We start from the raw sequence: 16892 nt of genomic DNA on the forward strand, positions 1-16892 counted from the left end.
TATCTATATTCAGATTAGGAAGCAGGCGAAGTACAGAACAACGGTGAAGGAGGGGAAGAAGAGAAGATGCACCCTGCACTCTTTCATTGGAAGCGTTTGGAGCAAGTCGTAACAGAAGTGCTTGTACAGGCAGGTGCCAGACATGAGCATGCAAGGCTTGTCGCAGAATCCCTCATCCATGCTGATTTGCGCGGCATCGAATCCCATGGTTTGGCGAGGCTGCCGATCTATATCCAACGAATCGAAGCAGGCTTGATCGAATTGAATGATGAACCTGTGATATGGAAACAAGAGAGAGCAACAGCACTGGTAGACGGAAAAAACCTTTTGGGTGCGGTAGTCGGGGTTACGGCATTGGAGGAAGCGATTAAATTGTCGCGGCAGATGGGAATCGGGCTAGTTGGTGTTCGTCATTCCAACCACTTTGGCTCCTGTTCGTACTACGCAGAACGAGCGATCACGGAAGGAAAGATTCTCATTGTCCTTTCCAACGCCCCCGAAGCCATGGCGCCAACAGGTGGGATTCGCCCTTTTTTCGGAACAAATCCGATTGCAGCGGGGATACCGGCAGGAGAAGAGCCATCCTTTTTGCTAGATATGGCTACAAGTGTCGCTGCCAGAGGAAAAATCGCCTTAGCCGTTAAAAAAGGAGAATCCATTCCTGCAGATTGGGCCATTGATGCCAATGGGAAGGAAACGACTGATCCCACAAAAGCCTTGCTAGGCTCACTTTTGCCGATCGGGGGAGCAAAGGGATACGGATTGGCGATGTTCATCGATATATTGTGTGGGCTGCTAACGGGTGCAGCAACGGGACCACATGTAAAAAGCCTGTATGACAATTGGCACGATCCACAAAACGTAGGACATCTATTCTTGACAGTGGATATTGAACGATTTATGCCACTCCCCGATTTTTGCGCCATGATGGATGCCTACATTCGTGAGGTGAAAAGTGTACCTAGGAAAGAAGGTGTCTCGGAAATTTTCATTCCTGGGGAGATCGAGAGCCGAAAAAAGCAAGAACGCATGGAAAACGGTATTCCTTTCGATCTAAATCTGACAAAAGAACTGAGCCAATTATGCCGAACCTATGGAGTTGATTTGCAGGCAGCGTGTTATATGCCCTAACCAGATTTCCTTTCGCAGGTGGTTTCATGGACAATCCATCCCACATAGACTAATGTCATCGGTTTGGAAAGGAGTGAACCGTCTATGCAACGACACATGTGCAAAGGCAAAATTCACAGGGCGACAGTTACGCAGGCCGAACTGGATTACGTGGGGAGTATCACAATTGACGTTGCTCTCATGGATGCGGCAGATATCAAGCCTTATGAAATCGTGCAAGTAACCAGTTTGCGTAATGCCACGCGCTGGAAAACATACGCGTTACCCGGAGCATCGGGAAGCGGAGTCATCTGTCTGAACGGTCCACCTGCCCACTTATTCTCGCCGGGAGATCTCGTCATCATTTTGAGTATGGGCATGTACGATGAATCCGAGATGGAACAGCTCGTTCCCAAGGTCGTGTTTGTGGATGGACAGAATCGTATCACGAAAATAGAGGAGCATCATCTGATAAAGAATGGAGAGACACTGCCATAAAACCGCCAAACGTAGGAAAATGGGGCAAGCATAAACACATGGTCAAAGACGAACTTTTGCTGGAGTATTTGCCCAAAACCCGCGTATACACTCCTGAAGAGCTGTGGGAGTATGCAGAAGCGTTTACACACGTGATGCTGAAGCCTTCGGGAGGCGGCGGTGGGGCAGGGATTATTCAAGTAACGGCACGAGGAGGAGAGAAGTATTTGGTCCATAGTGGGAGTCGTCAGCGTCTCGTGGAGGGGAAGGAGGCGACGATCCGATACGTGGAATCGTTGTTTCGACCTAAAACATACCTGCTCCAGCCGCGTATCCCACTCGGGAAAATCAAGGGCAAGCCTTTTGATGTGCGTGTCATGATCCAGCGCAGGAGCAATAAGGAGCCTTGGATCATAACCGGGTGGTGTGCAAAGCTTGCAGGTCCGGGCTTTGTCGTGACAAATGTGGCTCGCAGCCGTGGAAAAGTTTTGCCCATCCAGACGGCAATCAAGCTGTCGAATATAAAAGCGGACCCGCATCTCTTGCGTGATATCCGCATGATAGCATCGGCAGTAGCTAATCGATTGGGAAGGGTCTATCCGACACTCCGGGAAATCGGCTTGGACTTAGGGATTGATGTGGATGGCAAACCGTGGATTATTGAGGCCAACTTCCGACCTTCACTTGCTCTCTTTCAAAAGCTGGAGGATAAGACCTTTTACAAACGAATTGTTTCCATGCGAAAACGATAAGAGGAAAACCACTTGTCGATGTGGTTCAAACGGTAAGAGATGGACAGGTGGTTTTCTCTGTTTTTTTCAACGAATGGTAGTGAGAAAAATCTTTCAATTACAACTATGGTGTTACTACTAGCGAAGGAGCGCAAAAATTGATAGAATGCCTCTCAATAAGATGGGAGGTAATATACACATCGATGATAACTTTGTCTAAGAAAGAAATGCTGCTGGTCAGTTTTATGCTGTTTTCGATGTTTTTTGGTGCAGGAAACCTTATTTTTCCACCCTATCTGGGTCAAGAAGCTGGTTCCCTTGTTTGGCTGTCGATTGCAGGCTTTGTATTATCTGCTGTTGGTCTTCCCATTCTTGGTGTGATTGCCATCGCAAAAGCAGGGAGCTTTTACCAATTGACAAGTCGTGTTCATCCAAGCTTTGCTCTTATTTTTCCTATTTTGATTTATGTATCGATTGGACCCGCACTTGCTATCCCGCGTGCAGGTAGTCTCGCGTACGAGATGGGAATGGCGCCATTTTTGCCGGCGCAAGCCGTGGATTCCCCCTGGAGTCTTTTCCTCTATACGCTCGTATTTTTTGGCATTGTCTTTTGGTTCAGTCTGACTCCTTCCAAATTGATTGATCGCTTTGGGAAAATACTGACGCCTACACTGTTGACTATGATTGCGTTGATCTACGTTAAGAGCTTATTCACACCACTTGGTCCAACGGGGGTACCAGCAGGAAAATATGCCACCAATCCCGTTGTGCAAGGTTTTCTGGACGGGTATTTAACGATGGATGCTTTGGCTGCACTCGTATTTGGGATCGTGATCGCCAATACACTGCGTAGCAAGGGAATTGAGGACAAAAAGCAACTGTCTGCGAATATGATCAAGGCAGGCATTGGAGCAGGTATGTTGCTGACATTCATCTATGTCATTTTGGGATTGCTTGGTTCATCCGGTGCGTCTTTAGGACGGCCGGAGAATGGCGGACTGCTCCTGACAGCAATCATGAGGCAGCTATTTGGGACAAGCGGTACGCTGATTCTTGGTGTCATTTTTACTGTTGCCTGTCTTTGTGTATCCATTGGACTCGTAACTTCTTGCAGTCAATACTTTCATGGACGATTCAAAGGCTTATCCTACAGAGCATGGGCGATTATTCTCTGTGTTCTGAGCATGGGTGTCGCAAACTTGGGTCTATCGGAGATTTTAAGTGTATCTGTCCCGATCTTGGGGGCCATTTACCCGATTGCTATCGTACTCATTTTGTTGGCGTTGCTTGAGCGGTGGATACCTGCGCATTCGTCTGTGTATATGACGACTGTCGCCGTTGTGACGGTTTTTGGTGTCGTGGATTTGATGAATCTTACGTTTTTTCATCAGAGCTGGAACGTTATCTTGGGTGTCCTCCCGTTCTATAAGGAAGGCGCCGGTTGGATCATGCCAGCAATATTTGCAGGCTTTGTCGGAGTTTTGCTCGACTTTCGGAAAAGGACAGACCGCACAGGAACAGGAACAACAACCTCCCCATCCAAATAAGGCAGCACGAAAGAGAGGGCTTCGTTTTTGCGAAGCTCTTTTGTTGTGTAAGAAGCATTTTGTTACTTTTTTCAAGATTCATTCGTATTAAAAGTGTTAAATATTAGGAGTTTTTAAGGAGGTTCATTGACGTGAAAGTAGCACCTGTTGAGGAAGGTGAGCGAATCCGGCAGCTAGATGGGATTCGAGGCTTTGCCCTCTTGGGGATCTTGCTAGTGAATATGCCGTCATTTTTGTTTCCCATCATGTTCTTACCAGATGCAGGGATGGTCAATACGCATTCGGAAATAGATGGTTGGATACGGCTTTTGTTTAATATGTTTGTACAAGCGAAGTTTTACACCATCTTTTCGTTTTTGTTTGGGGTAGGCTTTTTTCTGTTTATGCACCGTGCCGAGAGCAAGCAGTTGCCTTATCGGAGTCTATTTACTCGCAGATTAGCCGTTCTGCTGATTCTCGGTATGGCCCATCTCGTTTTCCTTTGGTATGGAGACATTCTTCATACGTATGCCCTAGCTGGTTTTCTCCTGTTGCTGTTTTACCACAGGCAAGAAAAGACAATCAAAAGATGGGCGTGGACGCTCTTGATTGGTATGCAGACCCTGTCTGCTCTGATTCTGGCTGTTCCCGAGGACTTGGGTTCTATGCCTGATCAGTCATCCCACATTCAAAAGGCAATCAATACGTATACGACTGGGTCGATTATCGAGAGGTTGCAATTCCGGCTTGGTTACGAAATTCCGGTAGTTCTTCCCTTTGAGTTTTTTGTCATCCTATCGGTATTTCCTCTCTTTTTATTCGGATTCTTGGCAGCCAAGCGGGGAGTATTTACGAGGACGGACGAATTTATTCCAGCCATTCGCCGCGTATGGTGGCTGGCGCTGAGCTTGAGTGTTGTGCTTGTACCGATGATTCCGCTTGTTCAATTTGGCATCGTAAAATTTCCTGCTTCGATCTCCGTCGCCGTTCAGACTTTTGTCACCTGGAGCGGTCTTAGTCTGTGCGCTTTTTACATCACGTCACTGCTGCTTCTTTATCGGAAAGAGAGCGGACAGCGCATACTGAAACATTTGGAACCGGTTGGCAGAATGGCATTAAGCAACTATTTGAGCCAAACCATCATCGTCATATTGGTTGTACGTGTTGGACATTTGTATGGAACGTCTGGGTTGGCTCTCGGATTGGTGTTGAGCTTGGTGATCTTCTCTGCGCAAATCTTGGCTAGTCGCTGGTGGCTCGCCAATTATCAGTTTGGTCCGGCAGAATGGCTTTGGCGTTGTTTGACATACGGCAAATTTGTGCCAATGAAACGAAAAGGAGGGCTTCTCTCGAAAACGTCCAGTTAAGGGGGACGTTTTTTTGTTCCTTCAGCGTGAGGGTAGAGCATCGGATAAAAGTGGAAGAGTTGGGGCAAAATTTTCCTATCTCACAAACCGGGTAACAAGCAGCAGCGCTCTGAAAAGTAGGAAGGAGAAAGAGGATGGCTGGCAACTGGATTCCGTTTTTGATCGGCTCCTTTGTAGGATCGATGGTAGCTCTCATCGTGGTGGGACTGCTTTTGATCTGTCTTTTTCGTCCTCTTACACAGTGGTTACTCGCCAAGTTCATGAAGCGCCTTATGTCAGACCGCTATCCGGAAAATATTTTCGAGATGGTCTCTGCAATGACTAAAGTCAGTCCTCGCTATGTTCTGGAGAACAGCTTGCGAGCAGCTACTGGACAAGCCATCGAACGTCCTTTCGGAAGTCCACGCAAGTTCTTGAACTTCGATAGCTTGATATTTTCTCCTGCCCAGCTGGCTATGATGCCTGCGAGTGAGGATATAGAAGTGGATATGCAAATCACGATTGGACCCATGGCAAAAAAGCCGTTAACCTTGGACATTCCGATCATGGCAGGGGCGATGGGTTACGGTATCGGTGTAAGTGAGGATGTGAAAATCGCGATTGCAAAAGGAACGGCCGCCGTGGGGAGTTTGACGAATACGGGGGAAGGTCCGTTACTGCCGGAAGAAAGGAAATTCGCCAAACATCTGATTCTCCAATACAACTCGGGAAAGTGGGCAAAGGAACCGGAGATTTTGCGACAGGCGGACGCCATCGAAATCCATTTTGGACAGGGGGCGACTGCAGCTTCCGCGAGCTTTATCCCCGCTGAATATATTCAGGGAAGAGCTGCTAAAATCATGGGGGTTCAGGACGAAGAAATGATCGTCATTCCTTCGCGGCATCCGGAAGTACAGAAGCCGGAAGATCTCAAGCAGCTCGTAGACAAGCTGCGCACCATAACAGACGGCGTCCCGATTGGCGTCAAAATCTGCGCCAGTGCCATTCTTGAAAAAGACCTGGAGATTGTCATCCAAGCCGGTGTAGATTTTATCAGTATTGATGGCGGACAAGCGGGGACAAAAGGAGGACCTCCAATTCTGGAGGATGATTTCGGTTTGCCAACGATTTATGCGCTGACCCGCGCCGTGCGCTATTTAGAGAAAAAAGGTGTGAAAGAACGAATTACCTTATTGTCTGGGGGCGGATATAATACCCCGGGGGAGTGTTTGAAAGCGATTGCTTTGGGAGCAGACGGCATCTTTATGGGGACGGCTCTTTTGTGGGCGATGACTCATGATCAGGTGACAAAAGCAATACCATGGGAACCACCGACAGAGCTGATCACCTATCCAGGGAGCTTGAAAAACAAATTCGACCCCGATTCAGCCGCGAAATACTTGACGAACTTTTTTCTTTCGTTTGTGGATGAGATGGAAATTGCCATTCTCGCGCTGGGGAAAACGTCACTTTGTGAAGTGACCGCTGCGGATCTCGTCTCACTCGATGAGATGACGAGCAAAGTGACGAAAGTACCCCTTGCCTATCATTCATCCTCTTCCAGTTAAAATCACTTGATCGACGTACGAATGGGAGGGATTCGTATCGAACAGAGGATCATCCAAATCAAGTCACCTGCCCAGTATAATGGATGGACCATGACGCAGACGTGGGAACATCTTCTTTTTTTACATTGGGCAATTTCCCCGGCGTCTATCAAAACGCTGATTCCAGCAGGGCTTGAGCTCGATACTTACGAGGGCAAGGCATGGATTAGTATTATCCCGTTTTTGCTGAGCGGCGTGCGTCTGCGGCGAATGCCCTCTGTACCATTCACGACGACTTTCCCTGAAATTAATGTGCGGACGTATGTGAAGGCGAAAGGGAAGACGGGCGTGTATTTTCTTTCGCTGGATACGTCGAATCCCCTCGTGATTAAGATTGCGAAATTTTGGTACCGACTGCCGTATTATCGGGCCCAAATGGCTTTTCATCGCCAAGCGGATCGGATTGATTTCACCTCCCGACGCTTATCTGGTCTATCTCAGTCTCCTTCGTTCAAAGGCAGCTACCAGCCTCTCAGTGACAAATTTTTCGCCAAAGAGGGAACGCTGGTGCATTGGCTCACAGAGCGATACACGCTCTTTTGCAGGTGTAACAGAACGAAGCAACTGATGTTTGCGGATGTAGTACACGAGCCGTGGCAGCTACAGGAGACAGCCTTTCATATTCGTGAAAACGCGATGACCGAAAATCTGTCGATCTCACTCACGGATACTCCGCATCTAGCATTGTATTCACGCGGGGTACAAAGCCTGATTTGGCCGATTCGCAGCCTAGCGGATTTATCTTCAGATCAAGGTGGATAGTGGTGACTGATACTGCTCCTAACGGTATCAGTCTTATTCGATTTGAGACTTGTCAGACTGACTTTTGGTCGGTAAGATGGGAAGAGTACTTTTTTTCGTAAAAGAGGAAGGATCTGGTATTTGGTTATGGCTCGAAAAGAACGAATTGGTGAGTTGGATCTGATCCGGGCCTTTGCATTCTTGGCTGTGGTTTATCAGCATGTCATTGGTGTATACATCCGTGAGTCGGGATTGACAGAGCAGGTGTCGATCATCTACGGAATGTTGTTTCATTTGCTAAAATTCGCGGTTCCAGCATTTATTTTCATCACGGGTCTTGTATTGTTTTACAACTACTCCGAAAAAGTGAACTATATTTCCTTCACACGTAAACGGATATCCGAGATTTTGGTTCCGTATGGAATATGGTCGGCGGTTTATCTTTACTTGATGGAGAAGCCCCTGGGTGAGGGAGCAGCGTTCATTTGGAATGTAAGCAAAAACTTCCTGACAGGGACATCCTCGTATCATCTGTGGTTCGTCGTGATGATTTTTCAGTTCTATCTTTTGTATCCATTTTGGCAAAGAGTATTTGAACTTTTCCGCAGATTCGTGACAAGCCGCTTCCGTCTTGTTCTCGCTCTTGGTGTCACCGGATTGATCTATGGGGGCCTCATGTGGTTTTCAGCACGGTACATCCCGGCGCACGGCTTCCGATTCGATATGAATTGGCTTGATACGTATTTCATCAAATACCGCGATCGAAATGCGTTCTATTATTTCTATTACTTTTTGTTCGGTGGCTTGGTCGCCTTCACGTTGCCTGCATTTCGTGCCATGCTGAAAAGATACTGGCAATGGATCATCATTTCGGTTGGTGTCCTGTACGCAGTCATTGGCTATGAGCTTTTCCGCGATTCAGGGCAAGGCAAGATCAATTTAAACGTAGCGACATCCTTGAAGCCGTCCATGTTCCTCTATACGATGGCTTGCTTACTGGCTGTGTACGCGCTCTGCCTATGGATGAGCAAAAAGCAGTCCAAATGGACACATTGGCTAGGACTCGTTGGGAAATATTCGTATGGAGCTTATTTGATTCATGCGCTGATCTTAACGTACTTGATGAAGCTTTTGCGCGAGCTCCAGCTTTTTCACACGGGCGTGTGGGGGAGTGTGGTCGCATTCGTCTTGTGCTCTATTCTTTCTTTTGCCCTATCATATGGGCTGGGAAAACTGCCGTTTGGTTCCTGGCTAGTGGGAGCAACCGAGAAAAAGACAAAAAAGGTTCCGTCCTCTCAAAAAGAATGGCAAAACGCAGGATAATCGCAGGCAGTTTGGCCAGATGCAGAGAATGGTAGGAGGTTGAAGGGGGAAGCGGGTCGTCATGCTGTTCGCTTACATACAGTTAGCCATGGCTATGGCCTTGGTTGGAAGCAACATCTCCATCGGGAAAGAAATTGTTTCCCATGTTCCCGTGTTTTTGTTTTCGGAGCTGCGCTTTTTGCTAGCGATCGTCATCCTATTGCCGTTGCTCGCTATGCGTGGAGAATGGAAAACGTCTTGGAGCCGTGAGGAAGGTAAGGTGCTATTCTGGCAGTCGTTTTTCGGCGTGTTTCTGTTTAGTATTTGCATGCTGTACGGCGTTCAGTGGACGACTGCTACTGCCGCGGGTATCATTACGAGTACAGTACCTGCCTGCATCGCTTTGTTTTCGTTCTGGATTCTCAAAGAAAAATTACACGCCAATAGCTTAGTGGCGATCAGTCTTTCCGTAGGCGGCATCGGCTTCATTACGTTCACAGGAAGCGGAGTGGAGCAAAACTGGGTAAGCATGCTTGGCAATTTGTTCGTATTTTTTGCAGTCGTCAGCGAAGCGCTTTTCACGATTTTCGCCAAAAGACTGTCTGGGAAAATAACGCCTTTTCAAATGACGGCTGCGATTAATGTCATCAGCTTTGTCTTGTTTCTTCCGTTTGCGATCTGGGAAAGCTTGCGGTTTGATTGGAGTGCCGTACCTGCAAATGTCTGGTGGCTTCTTGTGTACTATGCGTTTACGGCCAGTGTCTTATCCTTCTTTCTCTGGTACAAAGGGGTGGAGAAGGTGGAGGCATCCAAAGCGGGCTTGTTCACCGGAATGATGCCGATAAGTGCTGCTCTCGTGGCTGTCTTTTTCTTGAATGAAGCATTTACTTGGTTGCATGGGGTGGGGATGATCCTAGTGCTTGCCTCCATTTTTATCGGTACACAGCAGCCTCGTCGTATACGTTCGTCGATGGAAAGCGAATGGAAATAGCTTGATGATAAGGTCTCGGAAACCCTCGCATTTTTATTTCGTGGGTATCCGGGTCTTTTTTATAAAGGAAAACGAAAGCGCCCTGACACGAGGTCAAGACGCTTTTGCAAGAGAGCTTGTTATTTGGTCAATGCATTTTCCAAATCTTTCACACCGCTGTAGACTAATTCGAACAAGTCCGCAATGTTTTCTTCTTCAATGCAAGAGAAGGCAATGCGCAAATCGGTTTGACCGAGAGCGATCGTACCCACGCCATACTGTTCCAGCAAGTGCTGGCGTAATGTTTCTGCTTCGACAGTCTTTAGCTTGAGGCACATGAAGTAGCCAGAGTTGAATGGATAGTAGGTCCACACATCATCGTATTTACCGCTGTCGAGCACTTCCTTGGTGCGGTTGGCGCGGCCTTTCATGATATCAAATTTCTCCTGCTTCTGTGCTTTGTACTCCGGTGCGGTGATTGCTTGCAGGACAAACGTTTGGGAAGGATGTGATCCGCTGGAAAGAGTCGCGCGGATGATTCCCATTGTCTTCTGCTCCAAAGCGCTGAGCAAGTCGCTGGACGGGGATGCATACGTAATGAAGCCAACGCGGAAGCCCCATACGTAATCCTCTTTGGTAGCTCCATCTACTTTTACAGGCAGAATGCGAGGGTGAACATCGCACAGGCCAGCGAAGAGAGATTCGTGCATCGAATCTTCGAAGAACAAGCCGAAGTACGCGTCATCTGTGACCGCAACAATGTTGATTCCAGCCTCTGCGCCTTCTTTGAGCGCAGCGATGATTTGTTTTCCTTCCTCTGGGCCTGGTGTATAGCCTGTTGGGTTATTCGGGAAGTTGAGTACGACGATGGCTTTGCCTTTGTCTTTTTGTGCGAGAATGGCATCGCGCAAAGCAGCAGCATTAAATTTCATCTCGTCGTTATATAATGGGTAATAGACCATTTCCGCACCACGGCGGATCGAAAAAGTAAGCTCGTAGTTTTCCCAGTTTTTGTCCGGGATGATGACACTGTCGCCGCTGTCAGCGAACAGGTCCGACACGATGCTCAGGCCATGCGTCAAAGCGTTTGTAACGATAGGATTACTGAACGTATGATTAGCCAGTGAAGGCTGTTCCTCGATCATTTTTTTACGCCATGCTGCACGCAGCTCAGGCTTTCCAGCTGGGGGCGCATACTCGTAAATGTCTTTTGGCTGGTAAGCTGACAGGTTATCTTGGATGACCTTAAGGTGCATCGGTTGACCGTTTTCCAGTGCAATCCCGATGGTTGCGTTGTACTTTTTCGCTTTTGCTTTCGCTTCTGCCGATTGGCTGAGAATCCCCTCTTTTGGGAAATAGATCAGCTTGGCGATATCGGACAGCATTTCATACACGTGCGGGTTTTCTCGTTGGATGGTTTCGTTCAGCGTTGATGCCAATGAATGCATGGTAGCCTCCCTTTTCATATACAAACATCTATCTTTACCAATAAAGATAGCGTATCTACATGCATTTGTCACCCTTGCCTAAAGGGATATTTCAGATTTTGCGAGGTTCTTTTTGACAGCGAGGACCTGATTTGCTACCTTGAAATCGAAAACAGAGTAATGCGGGAGGGAGAATGAAATGGCTGAACGCATGATCGTTCGCCTGGGGGACCCTATCTTGCGTGAAACGTCAAAAAGAGTACAATCCATTACTCCGCAGGTTGAAAAGATATTGGATGATATGGCCCAAACCATTTACGCTGCGAAAGGTCGAGCAGGCTTGTCTGCGATCCAGATTGGTATCCCGAAGCGTTTGGTTGTCATGGATTGCGGCAGCGGCTTGATTGAACTAATCAATCCGGTGTTGATGGAAAAATCAGGTGAGCAGGTAGGGCAAGAAGCTTGTCTTTCGATACCAGGTGTTTTCGGAATCGTTCGTCGGGCGAATTATGTCAAAGTCCAGACGCTGAACCGCCAAGGAGAAACAAAGACAATCGAAGCCGAAGATTTCCTTGCTCGGTGTATTCAGCACGAGATGGACCATTTGGAAGGAATATTGTTTATTGATCATACGGAAGAGCTCTACTCGGCAAAAACAGGAAAGAAATTGAATCGCAAGGATTTACACCGGATACAAGATAAAAATAGAAAAAAATGGTGGAAATAAACGGAGCATAAATAGCAAGGAGATTGACTCATGAAACGTTGGAATATTATGGTGACAGGCTTCGGAACAGTAGGACAGCAGGTAGCCAGACTGGTGGAACAGCGACGGGAGCGGTACCGCGAGCTATATGAAGCGGATGTCAGACTCGTGGGAATCGTTCGTTCAACTTCCGGCCTCTATGATGAGAACGGAATCGATTCAGGGAAATGGGCAGACTATGCTCATACAAAACAAGCAGGGAACGCATCTTGGAACGCGTTGGAATTTATCAAATCAGTTCAAGCAGACGTACTCATCGAGGCAGGTCCATCTGAAAAAGAGGGGGGACCTGGTCTGACTTATATTCGGTATGCATTGGAGAATGCCATGCATGCGATCGCGATTTCAAAAGGTGCGCTTGTTGTTGATTATGCTGGTTTGGCCGCTCTTGCCAAAAAACATGGTACCGCGTTGAAAATTAGTGGGGCAACAGCAGCAGCTCTGCCGACGATCGATCTTTTGCAGTATAACTTGGCAGGCTGTGAAGTAAAACGAGTCGAAGGTATTTTTACGGGAACGACGAACTTCGTGCTCACAAAAATGATGGAAGAGGGGCTCACCTGTACAGCAGCAGTCGAGCTCGCTCAGAAGATGGGGATTGCCGAACCGGATCCCTCCTACGATATCGATGGTTGGGATACAGCTTCGAAGCTCACGATCCTGGCAAACGCTGCTTTTGGCGGGCAAGTAAATCTAACCGATATCGAACGCGCAAGTATTCGCGAAATAACCTCGTTACAAATCGAGACGTGGAAAAAGCATACGAAGATTCCCAAGCTGATCGGAACGATTCAAAAGGAAGCGAATGGTACGGTTTCTGTAGCAGTTGAGCTGTGTGCGGTGGATATTACCCATCCGTTTGCATCCGTATCAGGTACGACAAAAGCCATCCGGGTAGAAACAGATGTCATGGGGGATTTATTGGTCGTTGGAGGAAAATCAGATCCTGTTGCGGCAGCAGCGGCTGCTTTAAAAGACCTTGAACATATTATTAGCAGATAGGTTCATTTGCATGTGCTTCCAGTGTTCCTTAGGAATGAGTCGTTTAGAGCCGCGTGCATACTAGGGATGTACCACCAAAAACGGCGAGGGGGCCATACGGATGAAACAATCGTCTGATGTCAATGCCGAGCTGCAGCAAGTATCTGCTTACCCAACCAAGCAAGAAATGAATCAAAAGGACGTTGCTTTGCTAGATGAGCAGGAAAGCTGCTGTACCCCCAAAAAACAGGCTTCTGAAACACAGCCGGATTAATGTCTACACGAAAAAGCCGGGTCTCGATTAAGAGACACCGGCTTTTCGTTTCGTGCAAAGCGTGTTACCCGATAAATTCTTGTACCCAGTAGCCATTTGTGAAGCCTACACCAATTTTTGTGAAGTCAGGGTTCATAATGTTTTGGCGGTGGCCTTCACTGTTCATCCATTGTTGCATGACTTCTTGCGGACTCTGTTGACCCATGGCGATATTCTCACCTGCAGTCGAGTATTGAATGCCATACTGCTTCATCATGTCAAATGGGGAACCGTACGTTGGGCTGTTGTGGTCAAAATAGTTGTTAGCAGACATATCTTGTGCTTTAGCCAAAGCTACTTTGGACAGTGTTGCATCCATTTGAACAGGCTTGAGACCTGCTTTTGCACGTTCTTGGTTTACCAAATCCGCGACTTGTTTCGCAAAATCCCCCGTCTTAGCTTGATCCGCTTGATTTACTGGAGCGGCAGGCTCAGTGACATTATTGGTAGGTTGTGCTGGTGCTGTTTGTACTGGTTGTGCTGGTGTTTGTTGTACTGGCGCTTGTTGTACGGGTGCTTGTTGGAAAGATCCTGGTTGATACGGGCATGGTTGTTGTACAGGTGTAGCTTGTCCTTGCTTAACAGGTTGCATCAGCTGTACTGCTTGTGGCTGGCCAGGAACAAAGCCTTGCTTTTGGAAAAAGTTAAAGAACTGTTGAGCATTTGGTGCTTTTTGGAATTGTCCCATATTTTGACCCACATTGAATTGGAATTGTCCGTTCTTCAATGGGCAGTTAGATGCTGCGGAAGCAGAAGAAGCAAACCCTGTCAAAGCCAAGCCCAGACCAAGAGTCATCGCGATTGTAACAGAACCAAAACGTTTCATAAAACAAATCTCTCCTTTTTTTTGCCTACGAGGTTAGTTGTCGGATTCGGATTGAGGAAACAACCCTACGCCAGTTCGGCGATTCACCCCAATGTGGAATAGCTCATCCACAAAAAAGTCCCCCGCACTTCCTTTTCAAAGAGGAAGTCTCGGCTTATTTCGTTTGGCATGAACAACGATATCAGACAATCCCAATCGAAATAAAGGAGTAATATATGGCAAATAGCTTGAATCGTTGATAAATTAGGCTCATTTCGTTTCGTTTAATTGTTCCTTCCAGGCAGTTAAGCCGCCTTCCAATGCATTTGCATGGAAACCATGCTCACGAAGGAGAGCCGCAGCTTTTTGAGCTTTGTTACCTGTTGTACATAAGGTAACGATTTGCACATTTTGCGCGAGTTTTTCGGTTTCTTCATCAAGCGGCTTGTCCTGTTCTTTCATAAGAAGATAGGGGACGTTTTGCGTCGATGCGTTTTCGTGAACGAGGCTGCCGGAAACAAATTTCTCGGCGTCGCGTACGTCCAATAAAAGTACGGGCACTTTCTTTTCAAGCATTTCGGATAATTGAATGGTTGTCAAAATATGATTTTGCAATGTAATCCCTCCCAATCCTATTGTATCAGAGTCCCGCTTCGTCCAGAATAAGGGTGAACGGTTGCTTTTTTTGGACAACCATGGTAGAATGAGGTTGCTACTTGAAAAATTGATACCTAATCATTCATCGAGGTGTTTGTATGCTGATGGATAACATTTTTGAATCCCCGATTCACACTGGCGCGGTCATCGGAGCCGCAAGGATGGAAGAGAGGAAGGGCTTTCATTGTTTTAGGTTTTCAAAAGGTTTAGTTTTTTATTTTGCAGTTCCGTCCTATGACATTCGCATATTTGCTGAATAAGTAAAATTCACATATCATGAAGGCGTATCATCGCACATGATCTGGTATTTCTTCATGATATGTGAGCTTTATTTGCTTCGGTAAATATGACTAGCATATTCAAATTGAATTTTTGGAGGTTTTTTAGATGCAAACGAACGGAACAGTAAAATGGTTTAACGCAGAAAAAGGTTTCGGTTTCATTCAAGTAGAAGGCGGAGACGATGTATTCGTACACTTCAGCGCAATCCAAGGTGACGGTTTCAAAACTTTGGACGAAGGTCAAAAAGTTCAATTCAACATCGTTCAAGGCAACCGTGGCCCACAAGCTGAGAACGTAGTAAAACTGTAAGTCTCCTTTTCAAAGAAACTGTCCTTTCGAGGGCAGTTTCTTTTTTTGTCGTGGTCGTAGAAGCAAAAAGGCGTTGTGATCGTCCCAAGCGCCTTTTCCTGCATGCGAATGGATAAAAAAAGGAACTATGGCGTCCCACCATAATTCCTCATTTTCTTCCTGCAAGATAGTTAAATACAAGTTTCGATTTCGACAGTTTGGAATTGACTGTCAAGAACGGTAAGACCAACAACTTGACCGCCGCCGATAGTAGTACGGCCATAAGTGGTGAGAAGGACATTTCTGTTGTTTTCTGCTACGGTAAGGCGGACTTCATAGTGGAAAGAAGCGGGGATCAGCGCATTGAAAGCAGTTCGAGTATTCGCAGGGATAAATTGCGTGATGTCAAGCAAGGTGCTAACTGGATTCGTTTGCGTAACTGCGTTACCCCAGTTTAATACTTGCACACGTACTTCAACCGGTTCTGTGTTCAGATTTACCAGGTCGAGGTGAGCGGTGAGAGCACGGGCGAGGTTGTTTTGCAAAATACCGGTCGTTCTCACAGTATTTCTTCTTGGGCGTTTGTGATTTCTTTTTTCCGAATTACCTTGATCGTCGTCGTATTCGATTTCAGACATCCATGTTCACTCCATTCTTGTGTAATCTAGTGGGACAATAATACGATATTGCTTCTTGTCTTAATTCGTAACGGCGAACGTAAGGGGACGAGTACCTATTTTTGATAGAGGATGGTGGAGGGTTTGGGAGATAGAACTGTATGCAAACAACTTGACTATACAGCTCGATTTGATTGGGGATACGAAGGGGTAGAACAGGTCGGGGCAGCATCGGATATGATCGTCATTATCGATGTGCTCTCCTTCAGCACGTGTGTCGATATCGTAACGGGACGAAGAGGTATCGTCTATCCTTATCAGGTAAAGGATGAGTCAACCGTAGCATTCGCCAAACAAAAAGCAGCGTTGCTCGCTGGAAAACGCGGAGAACCAATCTCCCTTTCACCTGCCTGTTTGAAAGCGGTTCCAATGGGAAGTAAAATCGTATTACCCTCGCCAAACGGATCGACCTGTACCGTGTTGGCGAAGAAAACAGGTGCGAAGGTAATCGCTGCGTGCTTGCGAAACGCGCCATCTGTGGCCAGATACATACAGCAGCAGAATGGAACCGTAACCGTCATTGCTTGCGGTGAACGGTGGGGAAATGGAGCATTGCGTCCTGCTATTGAAGATATGATTGCGGCAGGTGCGCTGCTTCATGAATTGGAGGGGCATCGATTGTCACCAGAGGCCGAAATAGCAGTGGCAGCCTTTCGATCGGCTCAAGATCATCTTCCTGCTTACTTGCAGAAATGTGCTTCTGGCCAAGAACTGATCAGCATGGGGTACCCGGAAGATGTCGAACTTGCAGCGCAGTGGAATCAGAGTGGCGCAGTTCCAGTACTTAACGATGATTTTGCGTACGAAGCGATTTAGTCTTTTCGCATAAAGAATCCCTCATTCGGTAACCATGGTTATGAACCACACATGAGAAAAACTGGACAGG

At 47.0% G+C, this 16892-nt stretch carries 18 protein-coding genes and 1 riboswitch; of the genes, 14 read left to right on the top strand and 4 right to left on the bottom strand.

The window, feature by feature from the left end:
- Positions 1 to 66 precede the first annotated feature (66 nt).
- From HP401_RS30480 to HP401_RS30520, 9 genes are all read left to right on the top strand, one after another.
- Positions 67 to 1131 carry an Ldh family oxidoreductase gene (locus HP401_RS30480; protein ID WP_173606058.1) on the top strand — a complete coding sequence of 355 codons (1065 nt, stop codon included), beginning with the start codon at positions 67 to 69 and terminating at the stop codon, positions 1129 to 1131.
- A gap of 84 nt (positions 1132 to 1215) precedes the next feature.
- On the top strand, positions 1216 to 1608 hold the full coding sequence (gene panD, locus HP401_RS30485; protein ID WP_064199298.1) for an aspartate 1-decarboxylase: 393 nt from the start codon (positions 1216 to 1218) through the stop codon (positions 1606 to 1608).
- Positions 1609 to 1646: 38 nt separating this feature from the next.
- Positions 1647 to 2339, top strand: a complete 693-nt coding sequence (locus HP401_RS30490; protein ID WP_173606059.1) for a YheC/YheD family protein — start codon at positions 1647 to 1649, stop codon at positions 2337 to 2339.
- A 182-nt stretch (positions 2340 to 2521) separates the two neighbouring features.
- Positions 2522 to 3865, top strand: a complete 1344-nt coding sequence (gene brnQ, locus HP401_RS30495; RefSeq protein WP_173606060.1) for a branched-chain amino acid transport system II carrier protein — start codon at positions 2522 to 2524, stop codon at positions 3863 to 3865.
- A 131-nt stretch (positions 3866 to 3996) separates the two neighbouring features.
- Positions 3997 to 5211: a DUF418 domain-containing protein gene (locus tag HP401_RS35620; RefSeq protein ID WP_173606061.1), complete on the top strand. Its 1215-nt coding sequence runs from the start codon at positions 3997 to 3999 to the stop codon at positions 5209 to 5211.
- A gap of 134 nt (positions 5212 to 5345) precedes the next feature.
- The gene (locus HP401_RS30505) at positions 5346 to 6758 is read left to right on the top strand and encodes an FMN-binding glutamate synthase family protein (RefSeq protein WP_173606062.1); all 1413 of its coding nucleotides are present in this window, start codon (positions 5346 to 5348) and stop codon (positions 6756 to 6758) included.
- A 90-nt stretch (positions 6759 to 6848) separates the two neighbouring features.
- Positions 6849 to 7559 carry a YqjF family protein gene (locus HP401_RS30510; RefSeq protein WP_238351974.1) on the top strand — a complete coding sequence of 237 codons (711 nt, stop codon included), beginning with the start codon at positions 6849 to 6851 and terminating at the stop codon, positions 7557 to 7559.
- A gap of 126 nt (positions 7560 to 7685) precedes the next feature.
- On the top strand, positions 7686 to 8861 hold the full coding sequence (locus tag HP401_RS30515) for an acyltransferase (RefSeq protein WP_173606064.1): 1176 nt from the start codon (positions 7686 to 7688) through the stop codon (positions 8859 to 8861).
- A 61-nt stretch (positions 8862 to 8922) separates the two neighbouring features.
- Positions 8923 to 9831 carry a DMT family transporter gene (locus HP401_RS30520; RefSeq protein WP_173606065.1) on the top strand — a complete coding sequence of 303 codons (909 nt, stop codon included), beginning with the start codon at positions 8923 to 8925 and terminating at the stop codon, positions 9829 to 9831.
- Positions 9832 to 9950: 119 nt separating this feature from the next.
- Here the strand turns inward: HP401_RS30520 and HP401_RS30525 are convergent, their stop codons facing one another.
- Positions 9951 to 11258 carry an aminotransferase class I/II-fold pyridoxal phosphate-dependent enzyme gene (locus HP401_RS30525; RefSeq protein WP_142496843.1) on the bottom strand — a complete coding sequence of 436 codons (1308 nt, stop codon included), beginning with the start codon at positions 11256 to 11258 and terminating at the stop codon, positions 9951 to 9953.
- Positions 11259 to 11436: 178 nt separating this feature from the next.
- Between HP401_RS30525 and def the strand changes: the two genes are divergently transcribed.
- The 3 genes from def to HP401_RS30540 all read left to right on the top strand — a co-directional run bounded on the left by def (position 11437) and on the right by HP401_RS30540 (position 13258).
- Positions 11437 to 11964 (top strand): peptide deformylase, encoded by a 528-nt coding sequence (gene def, locus HP401_RS30530; RefSeq protein ID WP_173606066.1) that lies wholly within the window; start codon positions 11437 to 11439, stop codon positions 11962 to 11964.
- 30 nt (positions 11965 to 11994) lie between these two features.
- Positions 11995 to 13005 (top strand): homoserine dehydrogenase, encoded by a 1011-nt coding sequence (locus HP401_RS30535; RefSeq protein ID WP_173606067.1) that lies wholly within the window; start codon positions 11995 to 11997, stop codon positions 13003 to 13005.
- Between the two features lie 100 nt (positions 13006 to 13105).
- On the top strand, positions 13106 to 13258 hold the full coding sequence (locus tag HP401_RS30540) for a hypothetical protein (protein WP_015891371.1): 153 nt from the start codon (positions 13106 to 13108) through the stop codon (positions 13256 to 13258).
- 64 nt (positions 13259 to 13322) lie between these two features.
- Here the strand turns inward: HP401_RS30540 and HP401_RS30545 are convergent, their stop codons facing one another.
- Both HP401_RS30545 and HP401_RS30550 read right to left on the bottom strand, forming a co-directional pair.
- A complete protein-coding gene (locus tag HP401_RS30545; protein WP_173606068.1) occupies positions 13323 to 14123 on the bottom strand; it encodes a CAP domain-containing protein in 801 nt (266 codons plus the stop codon).
- Between the two features lie 7 nt (positions 14124 to 14130).
- Positions 14131 to 14288: riboswitch (cyclic di-AMP (ydaO/yuaA leader) on the bottom strand.
- A gap of 84 nt (positions 14289 to 14372) precedes the next feature.
- A complete protein-coding gene (locus HP401_RS30550; protein WP_254457111.1) occupies positions 14373 to 14717 on the bottom strand; it encodes a rhodanese-like domain-containing protein in 345 nt (114 codons plus the stop codon).
- A gap of 429 nt (positions 14718 to 15146) precedes the next feature.
- Between HP401_RS30550 and HP401_RS30555 the strand changes: the two genes are divergently transcribed.
- Positions 15147 to 15350: a cold-shock protein gene (locus HP401_RS30555; RefSeq protein WP_007729289.1), complete on the top strand. Its 204-nt coding sequence runs from the start codon at positions 15147 to 15149 to the stop codon at positions 15348 to 15350.
- Between the two features lie 170 nt (positions 15351 to 15520).
- On the opposite strand, the gene HP401_RS30560 is transcribed toward HP401_RS30555, so the two are convergent.
- Positions 15521 to 15967 carry a hypothetical protein gene (locus HP401_RS30560; RefSeq protein ID WP_142496847.1) on the bottom strand — a complete coding sequence of 149 codons (447 nt, stop codon included), beginning with the start codon at positions 15965 to 15967 and terminating at the stop codon, positions 15521 to 15523.
- Between the two features lie 114 nt (positions 15968 to 16081).
- Here HP401_RS30560 and HP401_RS30565 point away from each other — a divergent pair, with 114 nt between their 5' ends.
- Positions 16082 to 16822, top strand: a complete 741-nt coding sequence (locus tag HP401_RS30565) for a 2-phosphosulfolactate phosphatase (RefSeq protein ID WP_309145141.1) — start codon at positions 16082 to 16084, stop codon at positions 16820 to 16822.
- Positions 16823 to 16892: the final 70 nt, after the last annotated feature.

Origin of the sequence: Brevibacillus sp. HB2.2, from assembly GCF_013284275.1 — a bacterium.
In the GTDB taxonomy this organism is placed as follows: Bacteria; Bacillota; Bacilli; order Brevibacillales; family Brevibacillaceae; genus Brevibacillus; species Brevibacillus brevis_D.

Bases quoted from the DNA above. Each gene is read 5' to 3' on its own strand.
- HP401_RS30480 (WP_173606058.1), top strand. From the start codon at position 67: ATGCACCCTGCACTCTTTCATTGGAAGCGTTTGGAGCAAGTCGTAACA.
- panD (WP_064199298.1), top strand. From the start codon at position 1,216: ATGCAACGACACATGTGCAAAGGCAAAATTCACAGGGCGACAGTTACG.
- HP401_RS30490 (WP_173606059.1), top strand. From the start codon at position 1,647: ATGGTCAAAGACGAACTTTTGCTGGAGTATTTGCCCAAAACCCGCGTA.
- brnQ (WP_173606060.1), top strand. From the start codon at position 2,522: ATGATAACTTTGTCTAAGAAAGAAATGCTGCTGGTCAGTTTTATGCTG.
- HP401_RS30505 (WP_173606062.1), top strand. From the start codon at position 5,346: ATGGCTGGCAACTGGATTCCGTTTTTGATCGGCTCCTTTGTAGGATCG.
- HP401_RS30510 (WP_238351974.1), top strand. From the start codon at position 6,849: ATGACGCAGACGTGGGAACATCTTCTTTTTTTACATTGGGCAATTTCC.
- HP401_RS30515 (WP_173606064.1), top strand. From the start codon at position 7,686: ATGGCTCGAAAAGAACGAATTGGTGAGTTGGATCTGATCCGGGCCTTT.
- HP401_RS30520 (WP_173606065.1), top strand. From the start codon at position 8,923: ATGCTGTTCGCTTACATACAGTTAGCCATGGCTATGGCCTTGGTTGGA.
- HP401_RS30525 (WP_142496843.1), bottom strand. From the start codon at position 11,258: ATGCATTCATTGGCATCAACGCTGAACGAAACCATCCAACGAGAAAAC.
- def (WP_173606066.1), top strand. From the start codon at position 11,437: ATGGCTGAACGCATGATCGTTCGCCTGGGGGACCCTATCTTGCGTGAA.
- HP401_RS30535 (WP_173606067.1), top strand. From the start codon at position 11,995: ATGAAACGTTGGAATATTATGGTGACAGGCTTCGGAACAGTAGGACAG.
- HP401_RS30540 (WP_015891371.1), top strand. From the start codon at position 13,106: ATGAAACAATCGTCTGATGTCAATGCCGAGCTGCAGCAAGTATCTGCT.
- HP401_RS30545 (WP_173606068.1), bottom strand. From the start codon at position 14,123: ATGAAACGTTTTGGTTCTGTTACAATCGCGATGACTCTTGGTCTGGGC.
- HP401_RS30555 (WP_007729289.1), top strand. From the start codon at position 15,147: ATGCAAACGAACGGAACAGTAAAATGGTTTAACGCAGAAAAAGGTTTC.
- HP401_RS30560 (WP_142496847.1), bottom strand. From the start codon at position 15,967: ATGTCTGAAATCGAATACGACGACGATCAAGGTAATTCGGAAAAAAGA.